The sequence below is a fragment of the Paenibacillus cisolokensis genome (assembly GCF_050481165.1).
GTDB classification, from domain to species: Bacteria; Bacillota; Bacilli; order Paenibacillales; family Paenibacillaceae; genus Paenibacillus_AH; species Paenibacillus_AH cisolokensis.
Map to the genome: position 1 here is coordinate 28,813 of NZ_JBCNFP010000054.1, position 22,226 is coordinate 51,038.

At 55.0% G+C, this 22,226-nt stretch carries 19 protein-coding genes and 3 pseudogenes; 5 read left to right on the forward strand and 17 right to left on the reverse strand.

Translation table 11 applies throughout. The annotated features are described in order from the left end of the window. Positions 1 to 24 precede the first annotated feature (24 nt). From ABEV74_RS09350 to ABEV74_RS09405, 12 genes and pseudogenes are all read right to left on the reverse strand, one after another. Positions 25 to 348 (reverse strand): 2Fe-2S iron-sulfur cluster-binding protein, encoded by a 324-nt coding sequence (locus ABEV74_RS09350; protein WP_213529729.1) that lies wholly within the window; start codon positions 346 to 348, stop codon positions 25 to 27. Next, positions 345 to 2,048, reverse strand: coding sequence for an FAD-dependent oxidoreductase (locus tag ABEV74_RS09355; protein WP_430145419.1), 1,704 nt, complete (start codon positions 2,046 to 2,048; stop codon positions 345 to 347). Before ABEV74_RS09355 ends, ABEV74_RS09350 begins: the two co-directional genes overlap by 4 nt. A gap of 33 nt (positions 2,049 to 2,081) precedes the next feature. After that, positions 2,082 to 3,578, reverse strand: coding sequence for a tripartite tricarboxylate transporter permease (locus ABEV74_RS09360; RefSeq protein WP_430145450.1), 1,497 nt, complete (start codon positions 3,576 to 3,578; stop codon positions 2,082 to 2,084). A 41-nt stretch (positions 3,579 to 3,619) separates the two neighbouring features. Further along, on the reverse strand, positions 3,620 to 4,096 hold the full coding sequence (locus tag ABEV74_RS09365; protein WP_430145420.1) for a tripartite tricarboxylate transporter TctB family protein: 477 nt from the start codon (positions 4,094 to 4,096) through the stop codon (positions 3,620 to 3,622). Continuing rightward, positions 4,093 to 5,145, reverse strand: coding sequence for a tripartite tricarboxylate transporter substrate binding protein (locus tag ABEV74_RS09370; protein ID WP_430145423.1), 1,053 nt, complete (start codon positions 5,143 to 5,145; stop codon positions 4,093 to 4,095). The genes ABEV74_RS09365 and ABEV74_RS09370 overlap by 4 nt, the downstream gene beginning before the upstream one ends. A gap of 503 nt (positions 5,146 to 5,648) precedes the next feature. Then, positions 5,649 to 8,075, reverse strand: a pseudogene (locus tag ABEV74_RS09375) (beta-mannosidase); the annotation flags it as partial. 2 nt (positions 8,076 to 8,077) lie between these two features. Continuing rightward, a pseudogene (locus ABEV74_RS09380) lies at positions 8,078 to 8,785 on the reverse strand (ABC transporter substrate-binding protein); the annotation flags it as partial. 1,295 nt (positions 8,786 to 10,080) lie between these two features. Further along, on the reverse strand, positions 10,081 to 11,409 hold the full coding sequence (locus ABEV74_RS09385; RefSeq protein WP_430145425.1) for an MmgE/PrpD family protein: 1,329 nt from the start codon (positions 11,407 to 11,409) through the stop codon (positions 10,081 to 10,083). Positions 11,410 to 11,491: 82 nt separating this feature from the next. Next, entirely contained in the window at positions 11,492 to 12,235 is a 744-nt protein-coding gene (locus tag ABEV74_RS09390; protein WP_062490910.1) for an amino acid ABC transporter ATP-binding protein, read from the reverse strand. Positions 12,236 to 12,248: 13 nt separating this feature from the next. After that, complete coding sequence (locus tag ABEV74_RS09395) at positions 12,249 to 12,920, reverse strand: amino acid ABC transporter permease (protein ID WP_062490908.1); 672 nt, start codon at positions 12,918 to 12,920, stop codon at positions 12,249 to 12,251. A 33-nt stretch (positions 12,921 to 12,953) separates the two neighbouring features. Continuing rightward, on the reverse strand, positions 12,954 to 13,754 hold the full coding sequence (locus ABEV74_RS09400; protein WP_213529743.1) for an amino acid ABC transporter substrate-binding protein: 801 nt from the start codon (positions 13,752 to 13,754) through the stop codon (positions 12,954 to 12,956). A gap of 375 nt (positions 13,755 to 14,129) precedes the next feature. Next, positions 14,130 to 14,969 (reverse strand): polysaccharide deacetylase family protein, encoded by an 840-nt coding sequence (locus tag ABEV74_RS09405; protein ID WP_430145429.1) that lies wholly within the window; start codon positions 14,967 to 14,969, stop codon positions 14,130 to 14,132. Positions 14,970 to 15,201: 232 nt separating this feature from the next. Here ABEV74_RS09405 and ABEV74_RS09410 point away from each other — a divergent pair, with 232 nt between their 5' ends. The 5 genes and pseudogenes from ABEV74_RS09410 (at position 15,202) to ABEV74_RS23255 (ending at position 17,345) form a co-directional block, all read left to right on the forward strand. Then, positions 15,202 to 15,450, forward strand: a complete 249-nt coding sequence (locus tag ABEV74_RS09410) for a YmaF family protein (protein WP_430145431.1) — start codon at positions 15,202 to 15,204, stop codon at positions 15,448 to 15,450. After that, positions 15,335 to 15,721 carry an ATP-binding protein DrrA1-3 family domain-containing protein gene (locus ABEV74_RS09415; RefSeq protein WP_430145433.1) on the forward strand — a complete coding sequence of 129 codons (387 nt, stop codon included), beginning with the start codon at positions 15,335 to 15,337 and terminating at the stop codon, positions 15,719 to 15,721. The genes ABEV74_RS09410 and ABEV74_RS09415 overlap by 116 nt, the downstream gene beginning before the upstream one ends. 1 nt (position 15,722) lies before the next feature. Beyond that, positions 15,723 to 16,205: a hypothetical protein gene (locus ABEV74_RS09420; protein WP_430145435.1), complete on the forward strand. Its 483-nt coding sequence runs from the start codon at positions 15,723 to 15,725 to the stop codon at positions 16,203 to 16,205. Between the two features lie 329 nt (positions 16,206 to 16,534). Then, positions 16,535 to 16,780, forward strand: a pseudogene (locus ABEV74_RS23250) (hypothetical protein); the annotation flags it as partial. 19 nt (positions 16,781 to 16,799) lie between these two features. Then, positions 16,800 to 17,345, forward strand: coding sequence for a hypothetical protein (locus ABEV74_RS23255; RefSeq protein ID WP_488168582.1), 546 nt, complete (start codon positions 16,800 to 16,802; stop codon positions 17,343 to 17,345). Between the two features lie 105 nt (positions 17,346 to 17,450). Here ABEV74_RS23255 and ABEV74_RS09435 read toward each other — a convergent pair whose 3' ends face one another. The 5 genes from ABEV74_RS09435 to ABEV74_RS09455 all read right to left on the reverse strand — a co-directional run bounded on the left by ABEV74_RS09435 (position 17,451) and on the right by ABEV74_RS09455 (position 22,142). Continuing rightward, positions 17,451 to 18,092: a histidine phosphatase family protein gene (locus ABEV74_RS09435; protein WP_430145441.1), complete on the reverse strand. Its 642-nt coding sequence runs from the start codon at positions 18,090 to 18,092 to the stop codon at positions 17,451 to 17,453. Between the two features lie 306 nt (positions 18,093 to 18,398). Then, the gene (locus tag ABEV74_RS09440; protein ID WP_430145443.1) at positions 18,399 to 18,863 is read right to left on the reverse strand and encodes a DUF1801 domain-containing protein; all 465 of its coding nucleotides are present in this window, start codon (positions 18,861 to 18,863) and stop codon (positions 18,399 to 18,401) included. Between the two features lie 125 nt (positions 18,864 to 18,988). After that, a complete protein-coding gene (locus ABEV74_RS09445) occupies positions 18,989 to 19,810 on the reverse strand; it encodes a carbohydrate ABC transporter permease (RefSeq protein ID WP_430145445.1) in 822 nt (273 codons plus the stop codon). 28 nt (positions 19,811 to 19,838) lie between these two features. After that, a complete protein-coding gene (locus ABEV74_RS09450; RefSeq protein WP_430145446.1) occupies positions 19,839 to 20,720 on the reverse strand; it encodes a carbohydrate ABC transporter permease in 882 nt (293 codons plus the stop codon). Between the two features lie 156 nt (positions 20,721 to 20,876). Further along, entirely contained in the window at positions 20,877 to 22,142 is a 1,266-nt protein-coding gene (locus tag ABEV74_RS09455; protein ID WP_062490877.1) for an ABC transporter substrate-binding protein, read from the reverse strand. Positions 22,143 to 22,226 lie beyond the last annotated feature (84 nt).

Sequence of the window (22,226 nt, forward strand, 5' to 3'; positions counted from 1 at the left end):
CGCCCACATCTCCTTTGCTTTATTTTATTGCGAATCAGAATCAGCCGGCCAGAAGTCCTTGGCGGTCTCCATAGCCGGCTCAATGCACAGCGGACCTTCGGGGACAAGCATTCTGCAGGAAAGGACGTTCTTCCCGTTCACTTTCACCAGACAGCTGCCGCAAAATCCCCGTTTGCAGGCATGATCGTAAAACGCAAAAGTCCCATCCAGCTCATCGGCAATGTAGCGCATCAGATCGAGGACGGTCATCCCGTCCCCGTACGGCACCTCGTACGTGGCGAACGTCACCTCGCCCGCTGCGGAAGCCTTGCGCGCAACCCGGCAAGTGACGAGTGGTTGTCTGGTCATGGATGGTTCACCTCTCCGCGAAGCAGCCGGTTGAAGCGGGCGGTCCGTCCTTCAAGGCGAACGGCGAGACTGCATGTCCAGCCGTTGTCGCTTGCCGGTGCGTCAAGGCGAACATGCGCACCGCGGGTTTCCCGCCGTTCCTTGGCGGACGCGGCCACGCTCCAGCCGGTATCGACCATATTCCGCAGCTCCAGCATCTTGCCCACATCTCTATTATAAATTAAAGCGCGATCGCGCGCGCCCACACGCTCCGCAATTTCTTCGCGCAGCGCATTCAGCCGTTGAATCGCCTGCTCCAATCCTTCTGCCGTACGGGTAGCCCCGGCATGCCGCTGCATCAGCGACTGCACCTCTCTCCAGCCTTCCTGCGGCCGGCTGGCAGTGCTGCTGCCCGAGCGGCTCAAAATACGCCGCACCGGCTCCAGAACTTCGTCCACGGCGGACGAACCGGTACCTGCAGGCGGAAGCGGGTTTCGCAGGGCGTAAACGGCGGCGTTACGGCCGGCGATCGCGCCGAACACTTGATTTTCCGACAGCGCGTTGCCGGCCAGCCGGTTCGCGCCGTGAATCCCGCCCGCGCATTCGCCGGCCGCGTACACGCCGGGCAAGCTGGTCGAAGCATCCGGCTCGATCCTGAGCCCGCCCATAAAATAATGCGCCCCGGGAGCCACTTCCCGCTCCGCCGCGTCCGCAGCCAGCCCCACATCCTCGAGCAGCCGCTGCTGCATTTGCGGAAGCTCGCTCGGATCGATGCCCCGGGTGCTGATATACAGGCCGCCGGCGTCCGTTCCGTTGCCGGCGGCGATCTCCTGGGACATAACGCGGGACATCACATCGCGCGTAGCGTCCTTCAGCGGCCCGACGCCGTACCGGTCCCAGAAATCGTCCCCGTGGCGATTCAGAAGACGGGCGCCTTTCGGGATCAGGATGCCGGAATTGAACATCAGCCCTCTTGCTCCGGCCGGGGAAACGAGTACGGTCGGGTAATGCTGGACGAATTCCATATCCACCAATTCAATCCCCGCGCGCAGCGCAATGCCGTATCCGTCACCGGTCGCTTCGTACGGATTGGTGTTCAATTCGTAAATTTGACTGCCGCCTCCTGTCGCCACAATGACAGCCGGAGCCTCGTAGATCCGAAGCTCGCCGGCAGGCGAATGAAACGCGACCACGCCTTTCAGGACGCCGCGATCCACAATCAAATCCGTCGCATGCGTGAACGAATGCACCGGGATACCGGCCTTTTTCACCGCTCTTAACAGCACGCGCATCAGCTCTCGTCCCACGGTGTTGCCTACATGAAGCGCCCGCGCATAAGAATGGCCGGCGAGCCAGCCCAGATGCGGCCGCGAGCTGCCCTTCTCGACCGGATCGAACTTGACGCCGAGCCGCTCTGCGAACTTCACCGCCTCGGCAGCCTGCTCCGCGAGCACTTGCACCAGCCGCGGATCGGGTATCCCTTCGCCGGAGCGGATAATATCCGCAGCGAACAGCTCCGGACTGTCCCCCGGCTCCGCGCTCGGCACTACCGCGCAAAACGAATAATGGGCCGAGAGCGTTCCTCCCGAACGCTGCGGCTCCCCTTTCGTCAATACGACAGGGCGAGCTCCTTGCTCGGCCGCAGCCAGCGCCGCGCGGAGTCCGGCACCGCCGCTGCCGATAATGACCACATCATAACGTTCCCTAGCGATTTCCACCATAACTCTCCCCTTCTCCGTTCGATCAAGCGCCCGTCAAGCGCCCGTTCGGCGGGAACGGATCGCCTTGAACAGACGGCGCACGATCGGCCAGAATGTTACCGCAAGCCCGATCAGCAGCAGAGTTCCGGAAATCGGCCGCGTGAAAAATTTAAATAAATCCCCGTTGAAAATCAATGCCGACTGGTTCAGCGTATTTTCCAATACCGGGCCGAGAATGACGCCCAGAACAAGCGGCGACGGCTCCATCTTCGCTTTCCGCAGCAAATAGCCCAGCACGCCGAAAATGATCAGGACGACGACGTCAAACAAACTGTTCCTCACGGCATATGCGCCGATAAAACAGAAGATCATCACAATCGGCATAAGCACTTTCGGCGACAGATGGGAAACTTTCGCGAACAGCCCCACCATCGGAAGATTCAGTACAAGCAGCATCACATTTCCGATATACATGCTGGCAATCAGCGCCCAGAATGTCGTCGGATGCTCGCTCATCATGAGCGGCCCCGGCGTGATGCCCTGAATCATAAATGCGCTGAGAAGAATCGCCGGCAGCGGCGAGAACGGGACACCGAGCGAGAGCAGCGGAACGAGAGCGCCGGTGCTGGCTCCGTTGTTGGCCGATTCGGGACCCGCCACGCCCTCGATTGCCCCTTGTCCGAACTCCTCCGGTTTTTTGGAAAGTTTTTTCTCCAATCCGTAAGAAGCATACGTACTAATAATGTTGGCCGGTCCCGGAATGAGTCCCAGCACGAAGCCCAGCAGGCCGCCGCGGACGATCGGGCCGGTGCTGCGGCGCATTTCGGATTTGCTCGGCATCAGCCGCCGGAGCGACAAATCGGCTTTCACCGGCTTGTGGTCCGATTGCTCCATCGCGCCCAGAACTTCCGACAACCCGTAGAGTCCCATAATAATCGGAATGAAGTCGATGCCGTCCATCAGCCAGGGGGAATCGAACGTCAGTCTGAGCGTGCCGCTCATCGGGTCAATCCCGATCAGAGCGATGACCACCCCAAGCGCAATCAGCAGATAGCTTCTTAATAAAGAGGTATCCGTCATTCTCGACAGCACCAGCAACCCGACCAGCACGATCGCGAAATATTCCGGCGGACCGAACCGCAAAGCCATGTCAGCGATTGGCGGAGCCAGAAACGTCAGCAAAATCATGCCGATCGTTCCCGCCACGAAGGAGCCGATCGCGGCGATGGCGAGCGCAGCGCCCGCCCGTCCTTTCTGCGTCATCTTGTAGCCGTCAAGCGTCGTCACGACCGATGCCGCCTCTCCCGGCACGTTCACCAGAATCGATGTCGTAGAACCCCCGTACATTCCCCCGAAATAAATGCCCGAAATGAGAATCAATGCGGAAATGGGTTCCATCGAGAAGGTGAGCGGCAAGAGCATGGAAATCGCGCCGACGGGGCCAAGTCCGGGCAAAACGCCGACAAGCGTGCCCAACGCAACGCCCGCCAAACAAATCAACAGATTCGTTAATGAAAAAGCAGCCGAAATGCCGGCCAAAATATGTTCCATATCAACCACTGATGCTTCCCCCCAACATCACACAGCTGTTTTTATATCCAGACGCCGGGCGGCAAATAGATCCCAAGCCACCAATCGAAGATGAGCCAGATAGAAGCCGTGGTAAATAGCGCCAGCATCATCAGCCGCCAGCTTCTGAGTCCCAGCAAGTATCCGATAGCCCACAATGTAATGAAGGAGGACAACAAAAACCCGAACCCGTGCGTCAGTACGACAAACAGAATAAAAACGCCAAGGATCGCCAGCGATCCGCGGGAAAAGACGGGCTCATGTCCGTTCGTTTCGCGGTCTGCCGCGCGCCCTCGCCGAAGGGTCAGCAGCAGACCCGCCAACATCAGGATGCTCAAAACGGTCAGCAAGCCGCCGAATACAACCGGGAAAAAGCCCGCCTGAATATGGTTCAACGTCCCAAACCGGAGACCGCGGGATTGCCACAACGTTAGCAATCCCGCAAGCATGAAGAGAAGCGCGGCAATCATCCGCGCTCGAATAACCGTCCGATTCATCATTTAATCATCCCGAGTTTCTTGTAAAGTTCGCCCGTCGTTTCATACCACTCGTCCAATTCTTTCAGTGCGTCGGCACTGTTCTTGTAACCGAGCTGGTAACCCGCCTGTTCCATCAACTCTTTGAACTTGTCCGATTCATACACAGCCTTGGTCAGCTCGTCGATCTTCCGGACAACCTCTTCCGGCACGTTATTCGGAATGACGATGTAGTGGCCGGCGCCTCCCGCCAGGCCTTCAATACCCTGCTCTTCTGCCGTCGGAACATCCGGCAACTGATCGACCCGCTTCTCGCTGAGCACGGCCAATGCGCGCAGCTCGCCGGACTCGACTTGTCCGCGCACTTCCGGAACGTTCATGAAAGCGGACATGACATGGTTGCCCAAAACGGACGGAAGGAGCGGGCCGCTTCCTTGGTAAGGAACGTGCTGCAGCTGGATTCCCGCCTTATCTTCCAGCAAACGGGCAAGCAGCGCGACGACGGTGCCTTCGCCCGGATTGCCGACCGTAAGTTTTCCTGGATTTTCCTTCGCGTATTTGATATAATCGTCAAGAGTCTGGAACGGCGAATCTTTAGGCACGACAATCGCGACGACCATTTCGCCGACTTTGTTCACAACCGTGAAATCATCTCTTGTATATTGAGCCGGTGTGATATGCAGCGACGACGAAATATGGCCTGTAGATGCCCAAAGCCACGTATAGCCGTCAGGCTTCGCCTGGACGAGCTGGTAGTTGCCGACCGTACCCGAAGCGCCGTCGACGTTCTTCACGGTAATCGGTTGATTGATAATGCCGGTAGAAGCTTCGACAAAGGAACGGGCCAAGATGTCGGATACGCCGCCTGCATTGAACGGTACGATCAACTCGATATTTTTGGCCGGATAATCCGTTTCTTTCGCTTCCGCCCCGTTATTGGCCTCTTGCGCATTATTGGTCTCCGGCGCGTTATTGGCCTGCTGTCCCCCATTACCTTTGCTTGCGCATGCTGCAAGTATCGCCAAAATGGAAATCAAGACCGCGATTTTGAACACGAATGTCTGTCTTTTCATAGCTGCCTCCCGATAGTATGGATCATCATCATATTCCTGTAGATTATGTTGGGGCTATGCCTAAACCATGCTTCATCAGATGTTGGTACATTCCGCTCGGAACGTTGCAACAGCCAATGTTCTGCTCCAGAATTCTGTCATCTCCTTTACTCTGAACTTGTCCAACCCCCGGCAAACATAGCAAGAACATATCCCATCGGAATTGTGTGAATTAATTAGAATTGTATGCTAGACACCGTCCGCTGTCAATCCCGAATCTGAGACTTTGTAGCTGTTCGGAGAAATGTCATGATGAGACGGGAGAACCTTGACATGGACTTTCCAGGCGCAAAATGGCCAAAACGCGATAATCCCAGCGATCATGCAGTTTTTGGGATCGGTTCAAGGACAGACCAGGAAACGGACGTTGAACGGTTTGACGGATGATGCGGATGATTAGAAAGGCGAGCAGGAAGTGAATTTTATCCTTTCTTTAATCTGAACGAAATATGGGCCGATTCGTCTCAACGTTGTTTTACGTTCAAGGCCGACACGGACAGGCGCGCGAGCGACACCGGTTCGCCCGTCCGATCCGTAACGCGCACCGTTTTCGATTCGCCCGGCAGCAGGTCGAAGAAGTTGTCGCTGAACCGGACATTCCCTTGCGGCAGGTCCAGCTTCACGAAGCGCGCAAGATGTCCGCGCGCCGTAACGCGCACGGTCGATTCGGCTTCGTTGACGACAACATCGAGTGCGGCCGGCAGGCGCAAATCTTTCGGGTCGCGCAAATAAACCACGTTGGCCGGAGCTTCGAACCCTTGCGCCGTCAGCACGACGACGACGTCCTCCGCCGCCCGTCCGTTCAGAACGTCGCGCTCGGACAGCGTGCCGAGCCGGACCGCGCCGTTCGCCGGCACGTTCGCTTCAAACTCCGTTTCAAACACCGCGTTTCCGGCGAAATCCGTCACCGCGAGCTTTACGGCGCCGACGAGCGGCTCGAGCGTATCGTTGACCGCCCAGACGTGCAGCGGCTCGCCCGGATCGTGGTCGACCGACAGCAGGACGGGATGGAAAAACTTCTTCCCGTAGAAGTACGCCGCTTTCGGCAGCAGCTCGTAATCGATCATCGACCAGCTTGTCCCCGGCCAGCTGTCGTTCAGCTGCCACACGAGCGCGCCGGACGTGCGCGGCTTATTCCGGCGGTAATGCTCGATGCCGTACTTCAGTCCTTCGGCTTGCGTCAGCATCGAGAAGTTCATATATTCTTCGATGTCGCGCGGAATGCCGGTGAACCCTTCCATCAGCAGGATGCCTTTCTGATGATTCGTATCTTTGTTCCGGTACGCCATCTCGGCGCTGCCCTAGTAAAATTGCCCTTTCGGAATATGCTTTTCGAGCGTATAGCGGTTGGCGGAGCCGTGGATGCCGAACTCGCTGCTGAACAAAGCGAAATCTTTCTTATAGTTTTTGAACGTGACGCCCTGGATGCTGTAATCGAGAATCGGCGCCTCGCCGAATTTGCGCGGATATACCGAGCCGTGCCACACTTGCCAGTTGTGGCGGTCGCCGACGTCGGGATCGTTGTCGTCCATGCCGTTCGCCCGGCCGTACGGGGACGACGGCCAATACGCGCGGCTGTCGTCCAGCTCCGCGAGCACGTCGGGAATGAGTTCATGGTAAATCGATTCACCGTAAAACGGGCATGTAATGTCGCCGCCGGCCGTCTTCATGTCGTACAGCCAGTCGATTTCGTTGTTCCCGCACCAAAGCGCGAGCGACGCGCGGTTGCGCAGCCGCTTCACATTGCAGGCGACCTCCTCGCGCACGCTGTCCATGAAGTCGCGGTTGAAATCCGGGAACAGCGCGTTCGCGAAAGCGAAGTCCTGCCATACGAGGACGCCGCGGCGGTCGCATTCGTCGTAAAACGCGTCTTTTTCGTAGATGCCGCCGGCCCAGACGCGCAGCATGTTCATGCGGCCTTCGACCGCGAGGTCGATCAAATCGCGGTACCGTTCATTCGGAATGGCGCCGATGAAATGGTCCGCCGGAATCCAGTTCGCGCCCTTCGCGAACAGCTTGACGCCGTTCAGCACGAACGTAAACGAGTTGCGCCCCTGCTCGTCTTTCAGCTGCAGCTCAATCGTGCGGATGCCGAACGCGTGCGTTTGCCGGTCGACTTCCTTCCCCTCCGCGCGCAGCACGACGTCAAGCTCGTACAAGTACGGCTCGCCGAGGTCGTGCGTCCACCAGAGGCGGGGAGCAACGACGCGCAGATCGACGGACACCTTGCCGCCCGCGACGGTCGCGACGGCATTCGCGACGACCGCGCCGTCCCGGTCCTTCAGCGCGACGTCGACCGCGGCGGCGGCGCCCCGCTTATACGCCTTGACATCGACGTCCACACGGACGTCCGCCGATTCGGCGTCGGCCCGAAGCGTGCGCGCGAATACCCCGTCGAGCTTCGCCGTCTTGCGCCGCTCGATGCGCACCTTGCCCCAGATGCCGACCGTGACGAGGCGAGGGCCCCAGTCCCAGCCGAAGTTCATCGCCGCTTTGCGGATCCATGGACGCTCCTTCGTATATGAAGACCATTGGAACAGTTCTTTGTCCCGGTTGTGCAGCGAAAGCGGATCGAATTTGACCGCTATCGCGTTTTTTCCGCTGCGGACGATGCGCGTCACGTCGAACGTGTACGTCGTAAACATATTCGACGTTTTCCCGACTTCCAGGCCGTTCACGTACACGGTCGCGAAAGTATCCAACCCTTCGAAGACGAGTTCGTGGCGTTCGCCGCTGTCCGGGTCGACCTCGTAGTCGAACTGCGTCCGGTACCACCATTCTTTCGTTTCGATCCAGCGGCATTTCGCGTCGTTATGGCCGAAATACGGGTTTTCGATTATGTTGCGCTCGATCAGCGTCGAATGGACGTCTCCCGGCACTTTCGCCGTAATCCGCCGTTCTGCTCGGCCGCTTTCAGGAACCATTCGGAACCGGTGACGCGGTCGGCCAAAGAACTGAAGATTGTCGACTGCGCAACCCAGTTCGCCTTGTTGCCGAGCGCGATCGGAATGATGCCGTTTTCGTTGAACGTTTTGACCGCCGTTTTCAACTCTTCCCACGTTCCCGGCACTTTCACGCCGTACTGTTCGAACAACGCTTCATTGTAGTACACGAGCGACGTCGGCGCGAGGTTCATCGGCACCGTATAAATGTTGCCGTCCACCGTGAAGCCGTCGAATGCGTTCGGGATGAAGTTATCTCTCCATTCCGGCTTGCTGTCGAGGAATTCATTGATCGGCTGGATCAGGTCGCCGTTCACGAATTCTTTCGTCATGGCGTCCGGCCACATGACGAATAAGTCCGGCATTTCGTTCGCCGCCGCCGCCGTTCTGAGCCGCGTCTTCAAGCCGTCCGTCGGAAGCCCTTCGATTTCAAGTTTGATGTTCGGGTGGTCGGCGCTGAATTGATCGAGCAGTCCGCGCATCGCCACCGCTTTCGCGTCTTGACCCGCCCAGTTATGCCAAAGCGTCAGCGTCACTTTTTCGGATTTCGCCGCGCCTTCACCGCTGCCTTGTGTGGTTTGGCCCGCGCCTTGCCCGCATCCGGCCAGAACCGCCGCGCAAAGCGCCAAGCCTATGCCGAGTTTCTTCCACGTTTTCATCCGATTAGGACCTCCCTGTTGTTTTCTATATCGCCTATTGTAGACCGATTGTTTGCGCACCGTAAGGGGACATTCAAAGGGTCGAGGGTAGAAGCTTATCGGATCGTGTCGAGATCGGCCATGGCCGTCCGCTCGCAAATCGCCGCGCGGTTTTAGTGTTTCCCCCTTCCTAACGACAATTCTCGTGCCGGTCGGCGGCAAACGACGACGCTCATTGAACAAAACTGCAAAAAAAAGTGCAGGTTTTCCGGTCGCAAAATAGCCAAAACGCGGAAATTCCTGCGAAGCGCAGTTTTTTTGCCTGCTTGAATGACCAGCATCAGCGCCCCCGAGGTGCGCAACCGCCCGTCCGGGCAGTGTGCGGGCTACAGCGCCCCTGAGGCTGGAAAATGCCTGGTCCCCCGGGCGGCACCATGCGGACTGTAGCCCCTCGAGGGGCACGAACGCCCCGCCTCTACTCGCATGAGGTCCCTGATGCGTACGCCTAGTATAAGTGGAAGTTCCGAATGGAGCTGTTGCGTGTCATCGCGGCCGCGTACAAGCGACAAAGGGCGTGAATGAACCGCAAGGTTCGATTAAGGTTTCTATCAACGTTTGAACAACATTTGAAGCGCCCCATTCACGATCAAGATCTAGCGAATCTGACACACGTTATTTGGCGAAAAATCGATGTTTTGGAATTGTAACGAATCTGAGCAACGCTATTTGTTTAAAAGTCGTCGCATTCAGGCGTAAAATCGTAAATAAGGCGGCTCAGATTCGTTACATCCCCAAAAGCGGCTTGTTAACCCAAATAAGACGTCTGAAATTCGTTAGCAATGCAAACGTGAAACGGGCCACACATATGGCGGACATCTTCGGTGCATCCAACCGTCTTTTGCTCCAGAAGATCGTCGATGGCGAAGTCATCACGTTGCCTTTCCTCGAGCAACACATGAAGGGAGCACTCCAACACCAGTCTCCGAAGATTCTGCAATCCTGAATTTAAACAGTCGGTTGCGCAAGCATCACCGCGGCCTGATCCGCATGTCTTGGAATCGAGAAGAAAGCGCTCGGACCGGACTATTTGGATCGCCACCGGGCAAACCGGCAAAAGCAAAGGCAAGAGAATCTCATTAAGCCACATTCCCTCATTTCCCATGCCTAATTTCGGAGCTTTCCCACATGTTGATTTTCATAAAAAAAGACAAGCCCTTGAGCTTGTCTCCAGTCATCTGGTCGACCCGTCATCTACAATTCGGTACGGGAGTGAAGCCATTGTCGCATCATCCCGAACCTGCAAGCCGTTTCCATTGTCACAATTCGCCGAGCTGCTTGGCAAATGCTTGTACGTTTTCCATCTCGTCCAGTTTTAAAATCCGATCCAGCACGACCGATGCATGCTCGCTTTTCACGATGCCGGCAAACTTACTTATCAGTTCCTGCTCCGTGACCGGATTGCCGGGCGAGCCTTTCGGGCAATCCCCCGTTTCACTAATCGTATTCCCGTCGGTCAATTTCACCGTGATTTGCGTATATCTCCTTCCGGCGGGAACGTCGAACACGTTGATGCGCTTCATCTTCTCCATATACGCCCGGATTTCTTCGCCGATCGGAACGCGTTGAAAATCATCCGGGCGAAGCCCCCGCCCGCTCAGAATCAAGGCCGTAATGTACTCGATGCTGAACCTTCCTTCTTCTCCGTTGCTCGGGTTGCGGTGAACCAGCGCCGCATCGCTGCGGTGCGGAAAGATAATCTCAATGCCGGCGATACGCTCAAGCGGGATCGGGCCGATCTTTTCCGCCGCATGGACGCCATAGTAAGCGCCGGAGCAAAAGGGATACAGCTTGAACCATAACCCGGGCGTCTCAATGCGCCACGCCGGACCGCTTTCTTGCAGCAGCAGTTCCCGGGCCCGCTCGATCCCCTGGCCGAACACGGCAAAAAAACCGATCTCTCCGTCCAGGCTTGCCTTGTTCGCTTGAACATCCGCGTCGGCCAACAACAGCGCTCTCACCGCCGAAGACGCGGCCAGGCCCGCATGTAGCGGTTTGGTTTCGGTGCCGAAATGAACGCGCAGGCCGCTGGCTTGTGTCGTGGCAAAGCCGAGCGCCAAACACGCTTTCTCCACCGAATACGACTTCAAATATGCGCCCGCCAGCGTAGCCGCCAGTACGCCGGTTGTGCCCGTATTATGGAAGCCTCGCTCATAATGCTCGTTCGTCAATGCCTGGGCAATCCGGGCCATCGCCTCGACGCCGATGATGTACGCTTCCAAAAAACGCCGGCCCGTCGTGCCGGCATCGCATACCGCCAATAAGGCAGGCAAAATGACCGTGCTCGGATGGCCGCGGACCTGCGAATGAACGTCATCGTAGTCTAGAGCGTGCCCCATAAAACCGTTAATGAGCGCGGACTGGGAAGGCGAAACATCCATCGAATGGAACAGCACCGGAGCAAGCGGATGTCCCCCTTCCAATCTCGCCATTCGCACAAGCTTGGCAACACCCGTATCGTCCTTTCCGGCATAGGAAGATGCGATATAATCCATCAGTCCGTATTTCGCTTTTTCCATGCTTGCCCTGGAAAAGGGGGTGTTCCATAACTTTTCCACAAATGAGAGCGTCAACGTATCTCTGCCCATGATCATTCCTCGCTTTAAAAAACGGCGCTGCGGATGATACCGGATATCGGGTTCATCCGCAGCAGCCTTGACAGCATCCATTTTACGCCGGATTGGCGCTCAAATGTTTAAGAAATTGTTTCGTACGGTCTTTCTGGGGATTGCTGAAAAATTCCTTGGCGCTTCCTTGCTCCACAATGTTGCCGTCCGCCATAAAAATGACATGATCGGACACTTCGCGGGCAAAATCCATTTCGTGCGTGACGATAATCATGGTCGTATCCATCTCGGCTATCGACTTGATCACTTGCAGCACTTCCGATACAAGCTCCGGATCAAGCGAAGACGTCGGTTCATCGAACAGAATGGCGTGCGGCCTCAATGCGAGCGCGCGCGCGATGCTGACGCGCTGTTGCTGGCCGCCTGAGAGCGTCGCCGGGTAGTTGTCTTTCTTATGTTCAAGCCCTACTTGCCTCAGCAGCTCCATGCCGATTTCGTTCGCTTCTTTTTTCGGCATTTTCTTCACGACGATCAGGGATTCCGTAATATTTTCCAATGCCGTTTTATTTTTGTACAGATTGTAGTTTTGAAATACCATCGCGGTTTGCGAACGCAATTGCCGTATTTCTTTGCGCGTACAGTTTTCGGCATTCAATTTGGCGTTCCCGATCTCAATGATGCCGGCATCGGGCGTCTCCAAAAAGTTCAAGCAGCGAATCAACGTCGATTTCCCTGACCCGGAAGGACCGATAATCGTGAGCACTTCTCCGTCCTTCACTTCGAGATCGATCCCGTTCAAGACCACCAAATCATTGAAGCTTTTTCGCAAATTCGTGACTTTTATCATAATTACTCTACCTTTACGTCCGATATGGGCGATCCAAATATTTTTCCAGCAATTTTTGCAGATAGGAGTACACAATGATGAGTCCCCAATAAATTAAGGCGACCGCCAGGTAAGCTTCAAAGAAGCGGAACGATTCGGCTGCTTGCATTTTTGCTTCCGCGAAAATTTCCACAACGCCCAGAGTGAAAGCCAACGACGTTTCTTTAATGAGGCTGATGAAAATGTTGCCCGTAGCCGGCAGCGCATTGCGCGCTGCCTGAGGCAGAATGATGCGGCGGTACGCCTGCACCTTCGTCATCCCGCCCGTTATGCAAGCTTCCATCTGCCCCTTGTCCACCGATATAAAAGCGGCGCGAAAAATTTCGGCCAAAAAAGCAGCCTGCTTGAACCCGAACCCGATAATGGCCGCTGTCACGGCATCCATGGCCGTAAAAGCCGGAAACAGCTGCGGCAAGCCGTAATAGATCAAAAACAATTGCACAAGCATCGGAATGGCGCGGAAAAAGGAAATATAGACGCTGGCCAGCGATCGGAATACGATAAATCTGCTGTTGCGAAGGAACGTCAGCACCAAACCGATGATAATCGCAATGATCATGGCGACGACAGCCATAAACAGCGTGATCGGCACATAGCTTATGATTCGGGGCAAGAGCTCAAAAATATACGATGGATCCAGATTCATATCATATCGCTCACTCTCAATGGATCGAGACCATTACTCCGTTCTCGTTGTAATATCTTCTCCATAGTATTTGACCGAAATTTCTTTTAACGTGCCGTCTTCCCGCAATTTTTGAATCTCGGCGTTGATTTGCTTAATCAGCGCTTCGTTGTCTTCATTTTTGACGAACGGGAAGGCGATATCTTCGTACAGGAACGGATCGCCTACGAATTTCAAAGGCAAGTTTTTCTTCTTGATTTCCGCCAGCAGCGAGGATCTCGCATTGACGTAGCCGTCTACGCGCTTGTTCAGCACGTCGTTTTGCGCACCGTCACGGTTTTCGTAGGTCCGGATTTTAATTTCGCCATTCACATCGAATTTTTGCAAGTTTTTCACATTGTTGGAGCCCAGCACGCCGGAGACGGTTTTGCCTTTCAGGTCATCCAGCGTATTGATATCCGTATTGTCGACATGGGTCACGATCGTGACGCCGGCATACGAATACGGCTCCGTGAACAGAAACTTCTCTTTCCGCTCATCGGTTACGGCAACGGCGTTGGCAATCGTATCGATTTTGCCGGTCTCCAATTGGCCCATCAATCCGCTAAAGTCGGAGTTGGTCCATTCAATCGTATAGCCGAGACGGTCTGCAATCGTTTCAATAACTTCCACATCGAAGCCGACCAGCTTGTCCCCTTCTTTGTAGCTGTTGGGATAAGACTGTCCGGTGGCGCCTACGCGAAGCACTTTCTTGTCATCGCTTGCGCCTGATTCGGATTTCGAGCCCGAGCATGCGGTCACCATCAAGCTGATAGCCAATAAGGAAATAAAAAGAACAATATACTGCTTCTTCATGTGTCATAACCCCTGTTACATTTATTTTTTTCTGACCTGCTACATAAATATAGACGTTCTTAATTATAGACGTTTCGTATTACAGCATCAATTCATATTTTCCATCGTCTCTCTTATGCGCGTCAATTCACAGCTGCCTCCTTCGACGATAACTTTTTAATTCCTAGTAAATCTATATGTTTTCGATAACTGTGATTATAGTTGAAGATTGTTGCTAGTGTCAAGCCAAGGCGGGCGGCTCGTTCCGCCGCACTTGCAGTCGCCCGCGCGCCGATGAAACGAAAAAAACTGCGGTCCGATGAGCGCAGTTTTTCCGTGAGATATCCGGGGCCGGCACGCGGCGATGCCGTTGCGAGGTACAACCATGCTTACCACTCAAGGCGCAATGCCGAGCAGCTCCGGAACGGTAACGAGCTTGACGCCGTCCTCCCTCAGCTTCTTTATAATTTTCGGAAGTGCGTCAACCGTCCCCGATAAATCTTCGCCGACTCCTCCTGCAGCGTGCTGCAAGACGATTGAACCCGGTCGAACATGCGCGAGCACATTGGTTGCGACTTGTTCCGCACTTAAACCTTTCCAGTCCAACGAGTCGACATTCCAGTTTACTATTTTTTTATGTTGGCTGCTCAGCCAGCGGATTTGATCCTCATTAATATTTCCGTACGGAGGTCTTACGATATGGGGCATATAGCCGGTATATTCCCGGATCAATTGATCCGTCTTGATGATCTCTTCACGAAATTTATTATCCGTTAACTTCGGGAGATTGGCGTGGCTGTACGAATGGTTCCCGATCACATGCCCTTCCCGGACCATGCGCTTCATAATATCCGGATAAGCTTCAACCCGATTTCCAACGACGAAGAAGGTGGCCTTCACGCCTTCTTGTTTCAAGGCATCCAGCACCTTCGGGGTAAAGACCGCGTCGGGCGCGTCATCGAACGTCAAAGCCACTTGGCGCTTTGTGGCCGGGCCGTTAAGCAGAAAGGTGCTGCGGTATTTGCTGCGCAAGTCCGCAAGGGACATCGGAGCGGGACTCCGAACGCCATGCTCCGGTCCGTCCGCCAATTCCGGCGTCGCCGATTGCATGCGGGGTGCGAATTGTCCGGACCGGTTGAGCGTATCCGGCTGCCCGGACCGGGGCATGTTCGTTTGGGTACAGCCTGCGCTTACGCCCAAAGCCAGCAGACATGCAATCAGCCAACGTAGCTTCATATCCAATACCTCCTGCGCTCCACTATCCTTTAAATATGTAGAATTCCAAAAATGCGGATTTTTATGCCGCGATTGAAATTCCCATCGGCCCCCGGTCCAGCCAAACCCTCGTAATAAAAAGATAAGTTGTGGTTTAAAGGTTTACATGGACGCTAGGCTTTAGCCGTTTCCGGATGTACACGATTCGCCATAAACTATCCCATATTAACACGTTTAAAGAAAGGAGCCCTGCATGAAAATTCCCGTTACCGGATTCGTGATGGGTTCTGGAGGCGACGATGCCCATCATTCGCACAAACTTTATATCACTTCTTGGAACGGCATCCCTGTCCATGTTCATGCCTTTTCCGGTGAAACTACTGTAAATGACGGACATTCTCATAAATATTCTATCCAGCCATATATTGGCGGAAGTGGAGAAGCTTTGCGACCGGGTTGCCATTATTCGCGACGGCCGCATTGTGGAATCCGGCTCGCTTGATCAATTGCGCCATTTGACCCGGACGTTTATCGCTGTGGAAACCGCGCAAACCATTTCCGGTCTGGAGAGGCTGCCCGGCGTGCACAATCTTCAATTGAACGGAAATAAAGCGCAATTTCAGATCGACAGCTCGGAAATGGGAAATGTGCTCCAATTTTTAGCCGCCTTTCATATTCAATCGTTGACCAGCACACCGCCGACTTTGGAAGAACTGTTCATGCGCCATTACGGCGATGCCGGCCAAACGTCCGGCGCGAGAGGAGAACGTTGACATGAAACGGCAACAAACATTGGCAGGCACCGGCACGCTGCTTCTGTTCATGCTGCGGCGGGATCGGATAACGGTTCCCGTCTGGATGCTCAGCATCATCTTGCTCGTGCTGGCGACGCTGGCTAGTTTCGAAAGTTTATACCCGACAGAAGAAGCTCGGCAGGATATGGCGGCAACGATGCTCAATCCCGCCGCTATTGCCCTGACCGGTCCCGGATTTTATTTGGAAGATTACACGATCGGCGCGATGATCTCTCATCAAATGATCGGAATGACAGGAATTGCGACAGGACTGATGAGCATCATACTCGTCATACGCCATACGCGCAAGGAAGAGGAAACGGGACGGGTGGAATTGGTCCGCGCATCGGTTACGGACGACACGCCCACACGACCGCAGCCCTGCTGCTCGTATTGGGCGTCAACGTTGTATTGGCGCTTTTGCTTGCTCTTGGAATGGGCGGGATGGGAATCGATTCCGTGACATGGGAAGGTTCCTTTCTGTTCGCAGCCTCGCTGGCCTCCGTCGGCATCGTATTTGCGTCCATCGCCATTGTGCTGGCGCAATTGACGGAGTATGCCCGCGGAGCAACCGGCCTCGGAGTCGGCATATTGGTTGCCGCATATGGCCTGCGGGCAGCCGGCGATATCGGGAACGGCTCCCTTTCCTGGCTGTCGCCCATCGGATGGGCGCAGCAGACATCCGCTTACGTCGACAACATGTGGTCGCCTCTTCTGCTAAGCGCCGGCTTGAGCGTGCTGCTTGTGGCCATCGCTTATCCGCTTAGCTCGAGGCGCGATGTAGGCGCCGGCATGGTGCGCCCGCGCAGAGGACGCAGCGAGGCGTCCAAAGCCTTGACGTCCCCCATCGGCCTTGCTTTTCGTCTGCAGCGCACGAATCTGCTGGTCTGGAGCTTCGCCATGCTTCTGATCGGCATGTCCTACGGTTCTTTCATCGGAGAGGCCGAGAACATGATGGATGCTATGGGCGATGCGCTGCACAATATGCTGCCGGAGACGGGCAATGCGTTGTTTGCCGATAGCATCGCGGGCATGTTTATGACCGTCACGGCCATCATTGCAAGCATTCCGGGCAAGCATTCCGGCGCTGCAAACCGTTCTGAGGCTGCGCACGGAAGAGAAAGAAGGACGAATCGACATGCTCCTGTCAGGAGCGGTTTCCCGTACCCGGTTGCTGGGCAGCTATTTTATTCTTGCTTTCATCTATTGTGTTGCGTTGATGTTCATGGCGGGGCTCGGAATGGGGATAGCGGGAAGCCAAAGTATGAACGATTCCGGCTACTTGCCTGACCTGATTATTGCGGGGCTGAACTTTGTACCGGCATTGTGGGTCGGAATCGGCTTGGCCGCAGCGTTGATCGGATGGTTTCCCAGGGCGGCCGCCAGCAGTTGGCTGATTACAATCTACTCTTTTATTGCCGTTTATCTTGGCGGCATTCTTCAATTGCCGGAGTGGATGATGCGGCTTTCTCCGTTTCACTTTGTGCCGCGGCTGCCTGCCGACGCTTTCGAATGGCCGCCATTGCTTGGCTTAACGGCGGTTGCGCTGCTCCTTGCGATTGCAGGATGGTCGGGCTTCCGGCAACGCGACTTGAACGGGTAGGCAGATACGATAAACCGGTCCGGTCGCCATGCTATATGCACCGGAACGCATCGCGGTGGCTTCCGCAAGCGAAGAGGCCACCGCTCCCGCCTCGTGCTTCTTGATTCAACTAGCATCGGGCTCTTCTTTATAGTGGGTGATATCTCCATGCAAAACAATTTTCGGTTTATCCGTCTCGATCTCGACTTTGCACAAGCAGGCCGGATGAATATACGGCGGACTCCAAATCTCTTTCATTGGCCGCTCTTCGAAATAGGCCATAATGAGCTTGACTACCACGGTGTGCGTGACGATTAATACGGACTTTCCTTGGTTTTCGCTAATGATTTGGCGCAGCTTATTAATGGCTCGGTCGGAAACCTCCTGAAACGTTTCGCTGCCTTGCACCTTAAATTTATCCGGGTCATTCCAAAAACGGTCGAATTGCTCCGGGTCCAGCTCCTTTACTTCTGCCATAACTTTCCCTTCCCAGATGCCCAAATGAATTTCTTTCAACTCATGACTGTCGATAATATCGATATCCCTTATACCTCTTATGATTTCTGCTGTTCTGCGGGCTCTCAAACTCGAACTCGAATAAATCATATCGATCTGTTCGTTCTGAATGGACTCCCCCAACCATTCGGCTTGTTTGATTCCCAATTCCGTTAGCGGCGAATCCTGATGACCTTGCAGCCTGTGCTCAACATTCCATTCCGTCTGCCCGTGTCGCACCAGGTAAATAACCGTTTTATTATTGTCCATCATCTTAACCTCTTTCCGGACGAAAGTTATGTATAAAAGTTTCTATTTGAGCTATATGATGCCGGTTATGCCATACGAACCTTTAAAGCGCAATATCCAAAGTGATGCTCATAGAATTTGTGGTCGATCATCTCTTCGGGGGTGAAATCGGACAGATTGCGCAAGTCCTTCTCCGCTTTCATCGACAGCGTTTTTTCCGCTTATTTAAACTTATGTTACTATAATTTGTATCTTGAAGACACTGAAAAAATAAAAAGCCGCGGGCACCGCGACTTCGATTTATGCAACCTGTTTATGTTGTGCGATCCTTTATTCCGGACTTGTAACCTCGAGCCATTTCACCACCGCTTTTTTCAACTTCTCTCTCTTCTGTTCCACATCGTTCATGTCCTGAAACACAACCGTAGCCCTGTCGTTCGCGACCCAATCCAGCAAACCGGTGGCATCCTCGAACAAGCGCTCTTGTGCGGGTTGTTCCTTCACTTTCGCACCGCGATGAAAAACAAGCCTGACGGCGCCTTTCCCGTGCAAGTTAAACGTGATCCGGTCATCGCCATGCAGGCAAAAGCTCGGCGCATTCCATTTTATGAGCTCCGTAAGCCGACCGTCAGCGTTTAAAATGATGGTTCTGATTTCCTCCACCACATGCTTTAAGGGGGACTCGAGGTTATCCAAATATGCGACGACTTGTTCGTGACCCGTTAACTTTTTCGGCTTTTTAGGCGTCGAGGCCATAGGAAAACAAATATGTGACAGAAAAATCCTGACCGTCACATTTTAGGAAATAATCCCGCTCCAGCTGTCACAAAACCGGGTCTCAACCCGTAGCATTCCGTACGCCAAGAGACCCGACCTTCGCGACGCAAAGGATCGGGCCGGTCGAACCTCGCTCGCCGGTTCTAATTTTTGACCGCTCCGGCGGCGATATCGGAGATAAACTGGCGGCTGACGAACAGGAACAGCACGATCAGCGGAATGACCGCCATCAGCGTTCCGGCGATGACCATGGAATAATCGGTCTGGTAAATCCCGTTCAAGGAGGCCAGCGCCACCTGAAGGGTAAACTTGCTGCTGTCCGTGAGCACGATCAACGGCCACAAATAGTCGTTCCATACGCCGATAAAAGTGAAAGCGCCGAGAAACGACAACGCGGGACGCAAGATCGGCAGGCTCACGTTCCAGTAGAGGCGGAAGAAGCCGCAGCCGTCGATGCGCCCGGCATCGAGCAATTCATCCGGGATGGATTCCTGCGCATATTGGCGAATCCAGAAAATGCCGAAGGCGTTCACCATCCCCGGTATGATCAGCGCCTTGAACGAGCCGACCCATCCGAACTCCGCCATGATGACGAAGGAGGGCACAAGCGACAGCTGCGAAGGCGCCATCATGGTGGCGAGCAGTACGATAAACAGCCATCGGCTGCCGGGAAAACGGAATTTCGCGAACGTGACTCCGGCGAGCGAATCGAAAAACAGTACCAGCACCGTTACGGCCGACGCCACAAACAGCGTATTGAAAAAGGCTCCCCAGAAATCGATGCTGGCCATGACGCGCGAAATGTTCGCCCCCAATTCGCCGCCGAACCAGAGGCGGGGCGGAAAGCTGTAAATTTCAGACGTCGTGCGGGTCGCCATAACGGCCAGCCAATAGAATGGAAAGATGGAGAGAAGCAGCCCGGCGAGCAATCCGGCATGTACGACGACAGATTTCCAGCGGTTCATCACGGTTCATCCATCCCCCTTTCAGCTGTCACTTGTCCGCGCGATGCTGCACGATCCGCCAGTTCACGATCGAGAAGACCGCGATCAGGATGAACATCCCCCAGCCGACCGCCGCGCCGTAGCCGAAATAGTTGTTTATGAACGCTTCCCGGTACAGGTACAGCACAATCGTCAGCCCTCCGCCGCCGGCGCCTCCGTTGTTGCCGACAAGCACTTGCGGCTCCGTGAACAGCTGCATCCCGCCGATCGTCGAAGTGATGACGGTGAACAAAATAACAGGCCGCAGCATCGGCACGGTAATCCGAAAGAAGGTTTGGAGCGTCGAGGCTCCGTCGATGCGGGCCGCTTCATACAATACGGAAGGAATGCTTTGCAAACCGGCCAAATAGATAATCGAGTTGTAACCCGCCCACCGCCAGACGACCATTGCCGAAACCGCGGTCTGAATTCCCCATGTCCTGTTCAGCCATTCCACGGCATCAAGTCCGACAACGGAGAGCAAATAGTTCAGCAGACCGAAGTTGTTGGCGAACAGCGTGCTGAAGATGATGGACACGGCGACAAGCGACGTGACGTTCGGCAAAAAATAGCCGATTCGAAACAGCGTACGGAACCTGACGAATGCCGAATTCAGCAGAAAAGCGATCAACAGCGCCAGAAACAGCATCGGAATGGTCGAGTACACCCAGATGAGCAGCGTGTTCTTGACCGCTTTCCAAAATTCAGGATCCAGCAGCATAAAGCGGTAATTGTTTAAACCGTTGAAGGTCATCTCGCCGATGCCATCCCATCTCTGAAAGGAAAGATAGAACGAAAAGGCGATCGGAAAAAGACCGAATATCGCAAACAGCACATAGAAAGGCGATATAGCCAAATATTCCTTGCGATGTTTCCATATCTGTCTCATCATATCTTGCACACCTCCTGGGAAGGTTGCTTGATCGAACCGGAGAGAGTGCCCGGGATAAAGACGCGGAACACAAGGCGCGGCTTGCGCCGGATCAAGCCCGGGACGCCGGTGCGCTTCCGGGACGCCGAAGCGCGGGCCCGGCACAACCGTTAGCGGTCAGCGCAGCAGCTCCTTGCGGATTCGCTCCAGGGCGTCGTTCCACGCCCGTTCCGGATCTTTCCCCTGCAGCGCGACGTTGTCCAGCTCGCGCGTAAAAATGCCGTTGACGGACGGATGACGCTCCCCGAAGAAGGTCGGCTTGACCTGCCGCGCCGCTTCTCCGAACACCGCGCCTGTCGCCTGGCCGCCGAAGAACGGTTCTTCTTCCAGCATCTCCGGGCTTCCCAGCGTTTCGACGGTCGAAGGATACAAATTGATGTTTTTGAAGCTCCGCAGCTGATTCTCCGGGTTCAGCAGCCAGGAGATGAATTGAAACGCTTCCTCCGGGTGCTTGCTGTTCTTCATGATGGCCAGAAAGGAACCGCCGTTGTTGCCGGCTCCGGACGGGGCGTCCGTCACGCGCCACAAGCCTTCGGTATCGGGAGCCGCATCCATCAATATTTCCTTGTTCCACACCGCGCCGACGAAGCTGGCGATTCTCCCGTTGTTCATGGAGGCGTTCCATTCCGGCGTCGATCTGGCGGCATCGGCCAACAGCCCCATTTCATGCGCCTTGACGGCCAGATCCCACGCCTTCTTCACCGGAGACCGGGACGGATCGTCGCCGATGAAACGGCCTTCCGTATCGAAATAAATCCGCTCGTGCTGCGCCGTTACCTGCGTATAGAGCGCCGAAATACTGTCGGTCAAGTAGACGCCGCTGCCAAGCCGCTCCTGCAGCTGCCGGCCGGCTTCGAAGTAATCTTCCCAGGTTCCCATAAGCTCGGATACTTCCTCCGGTTCGCCCGGCAGCCCCGCCTTCTCGAACAGGTCGGCGCGGTAGAATAGAGCCGTCGGTCCGGTATCGATCGGCAAAGCCATCATATAGCCGTCGGGCGTGACGCCCAGCTTCCATTTCCAGTCGAGATAATCGGCCTCGATATCCGCTGCCCCGAGTTCGTACAAATTCCAAAAATGCGAGGCATTCGGAAACAGCTCGGCGACCCAGTCATTGATCGCGACGATATCCGGTCCGCCCGAGCCGGCCGCCAGCGTCGTTTTCAGCTTGGACTTGAAATCGCCTCCGATTTTTTGCGCCCGAATGCGAAGATTCGGGAATTGCTGTTCCGCCTCGGCAATGATGCTGTCGTCCAGGCTGCGGTTCCAATACCATAGCGTCAGCGTAATTTGATTGTCCGAGGACCCGCCTCCCCCTCCGATCGAGCATCCTCCGAGCGTCATGACGGCCGTAAGCAACAGCAGCAGCAGGCGTTTGGTCCGCATCGGCAAATCCCTCCTCATCATTGGAGATAGACACTTTAATAATTATAATATGAAAGCGGATACAGATCAAGTCCAAATTATTGT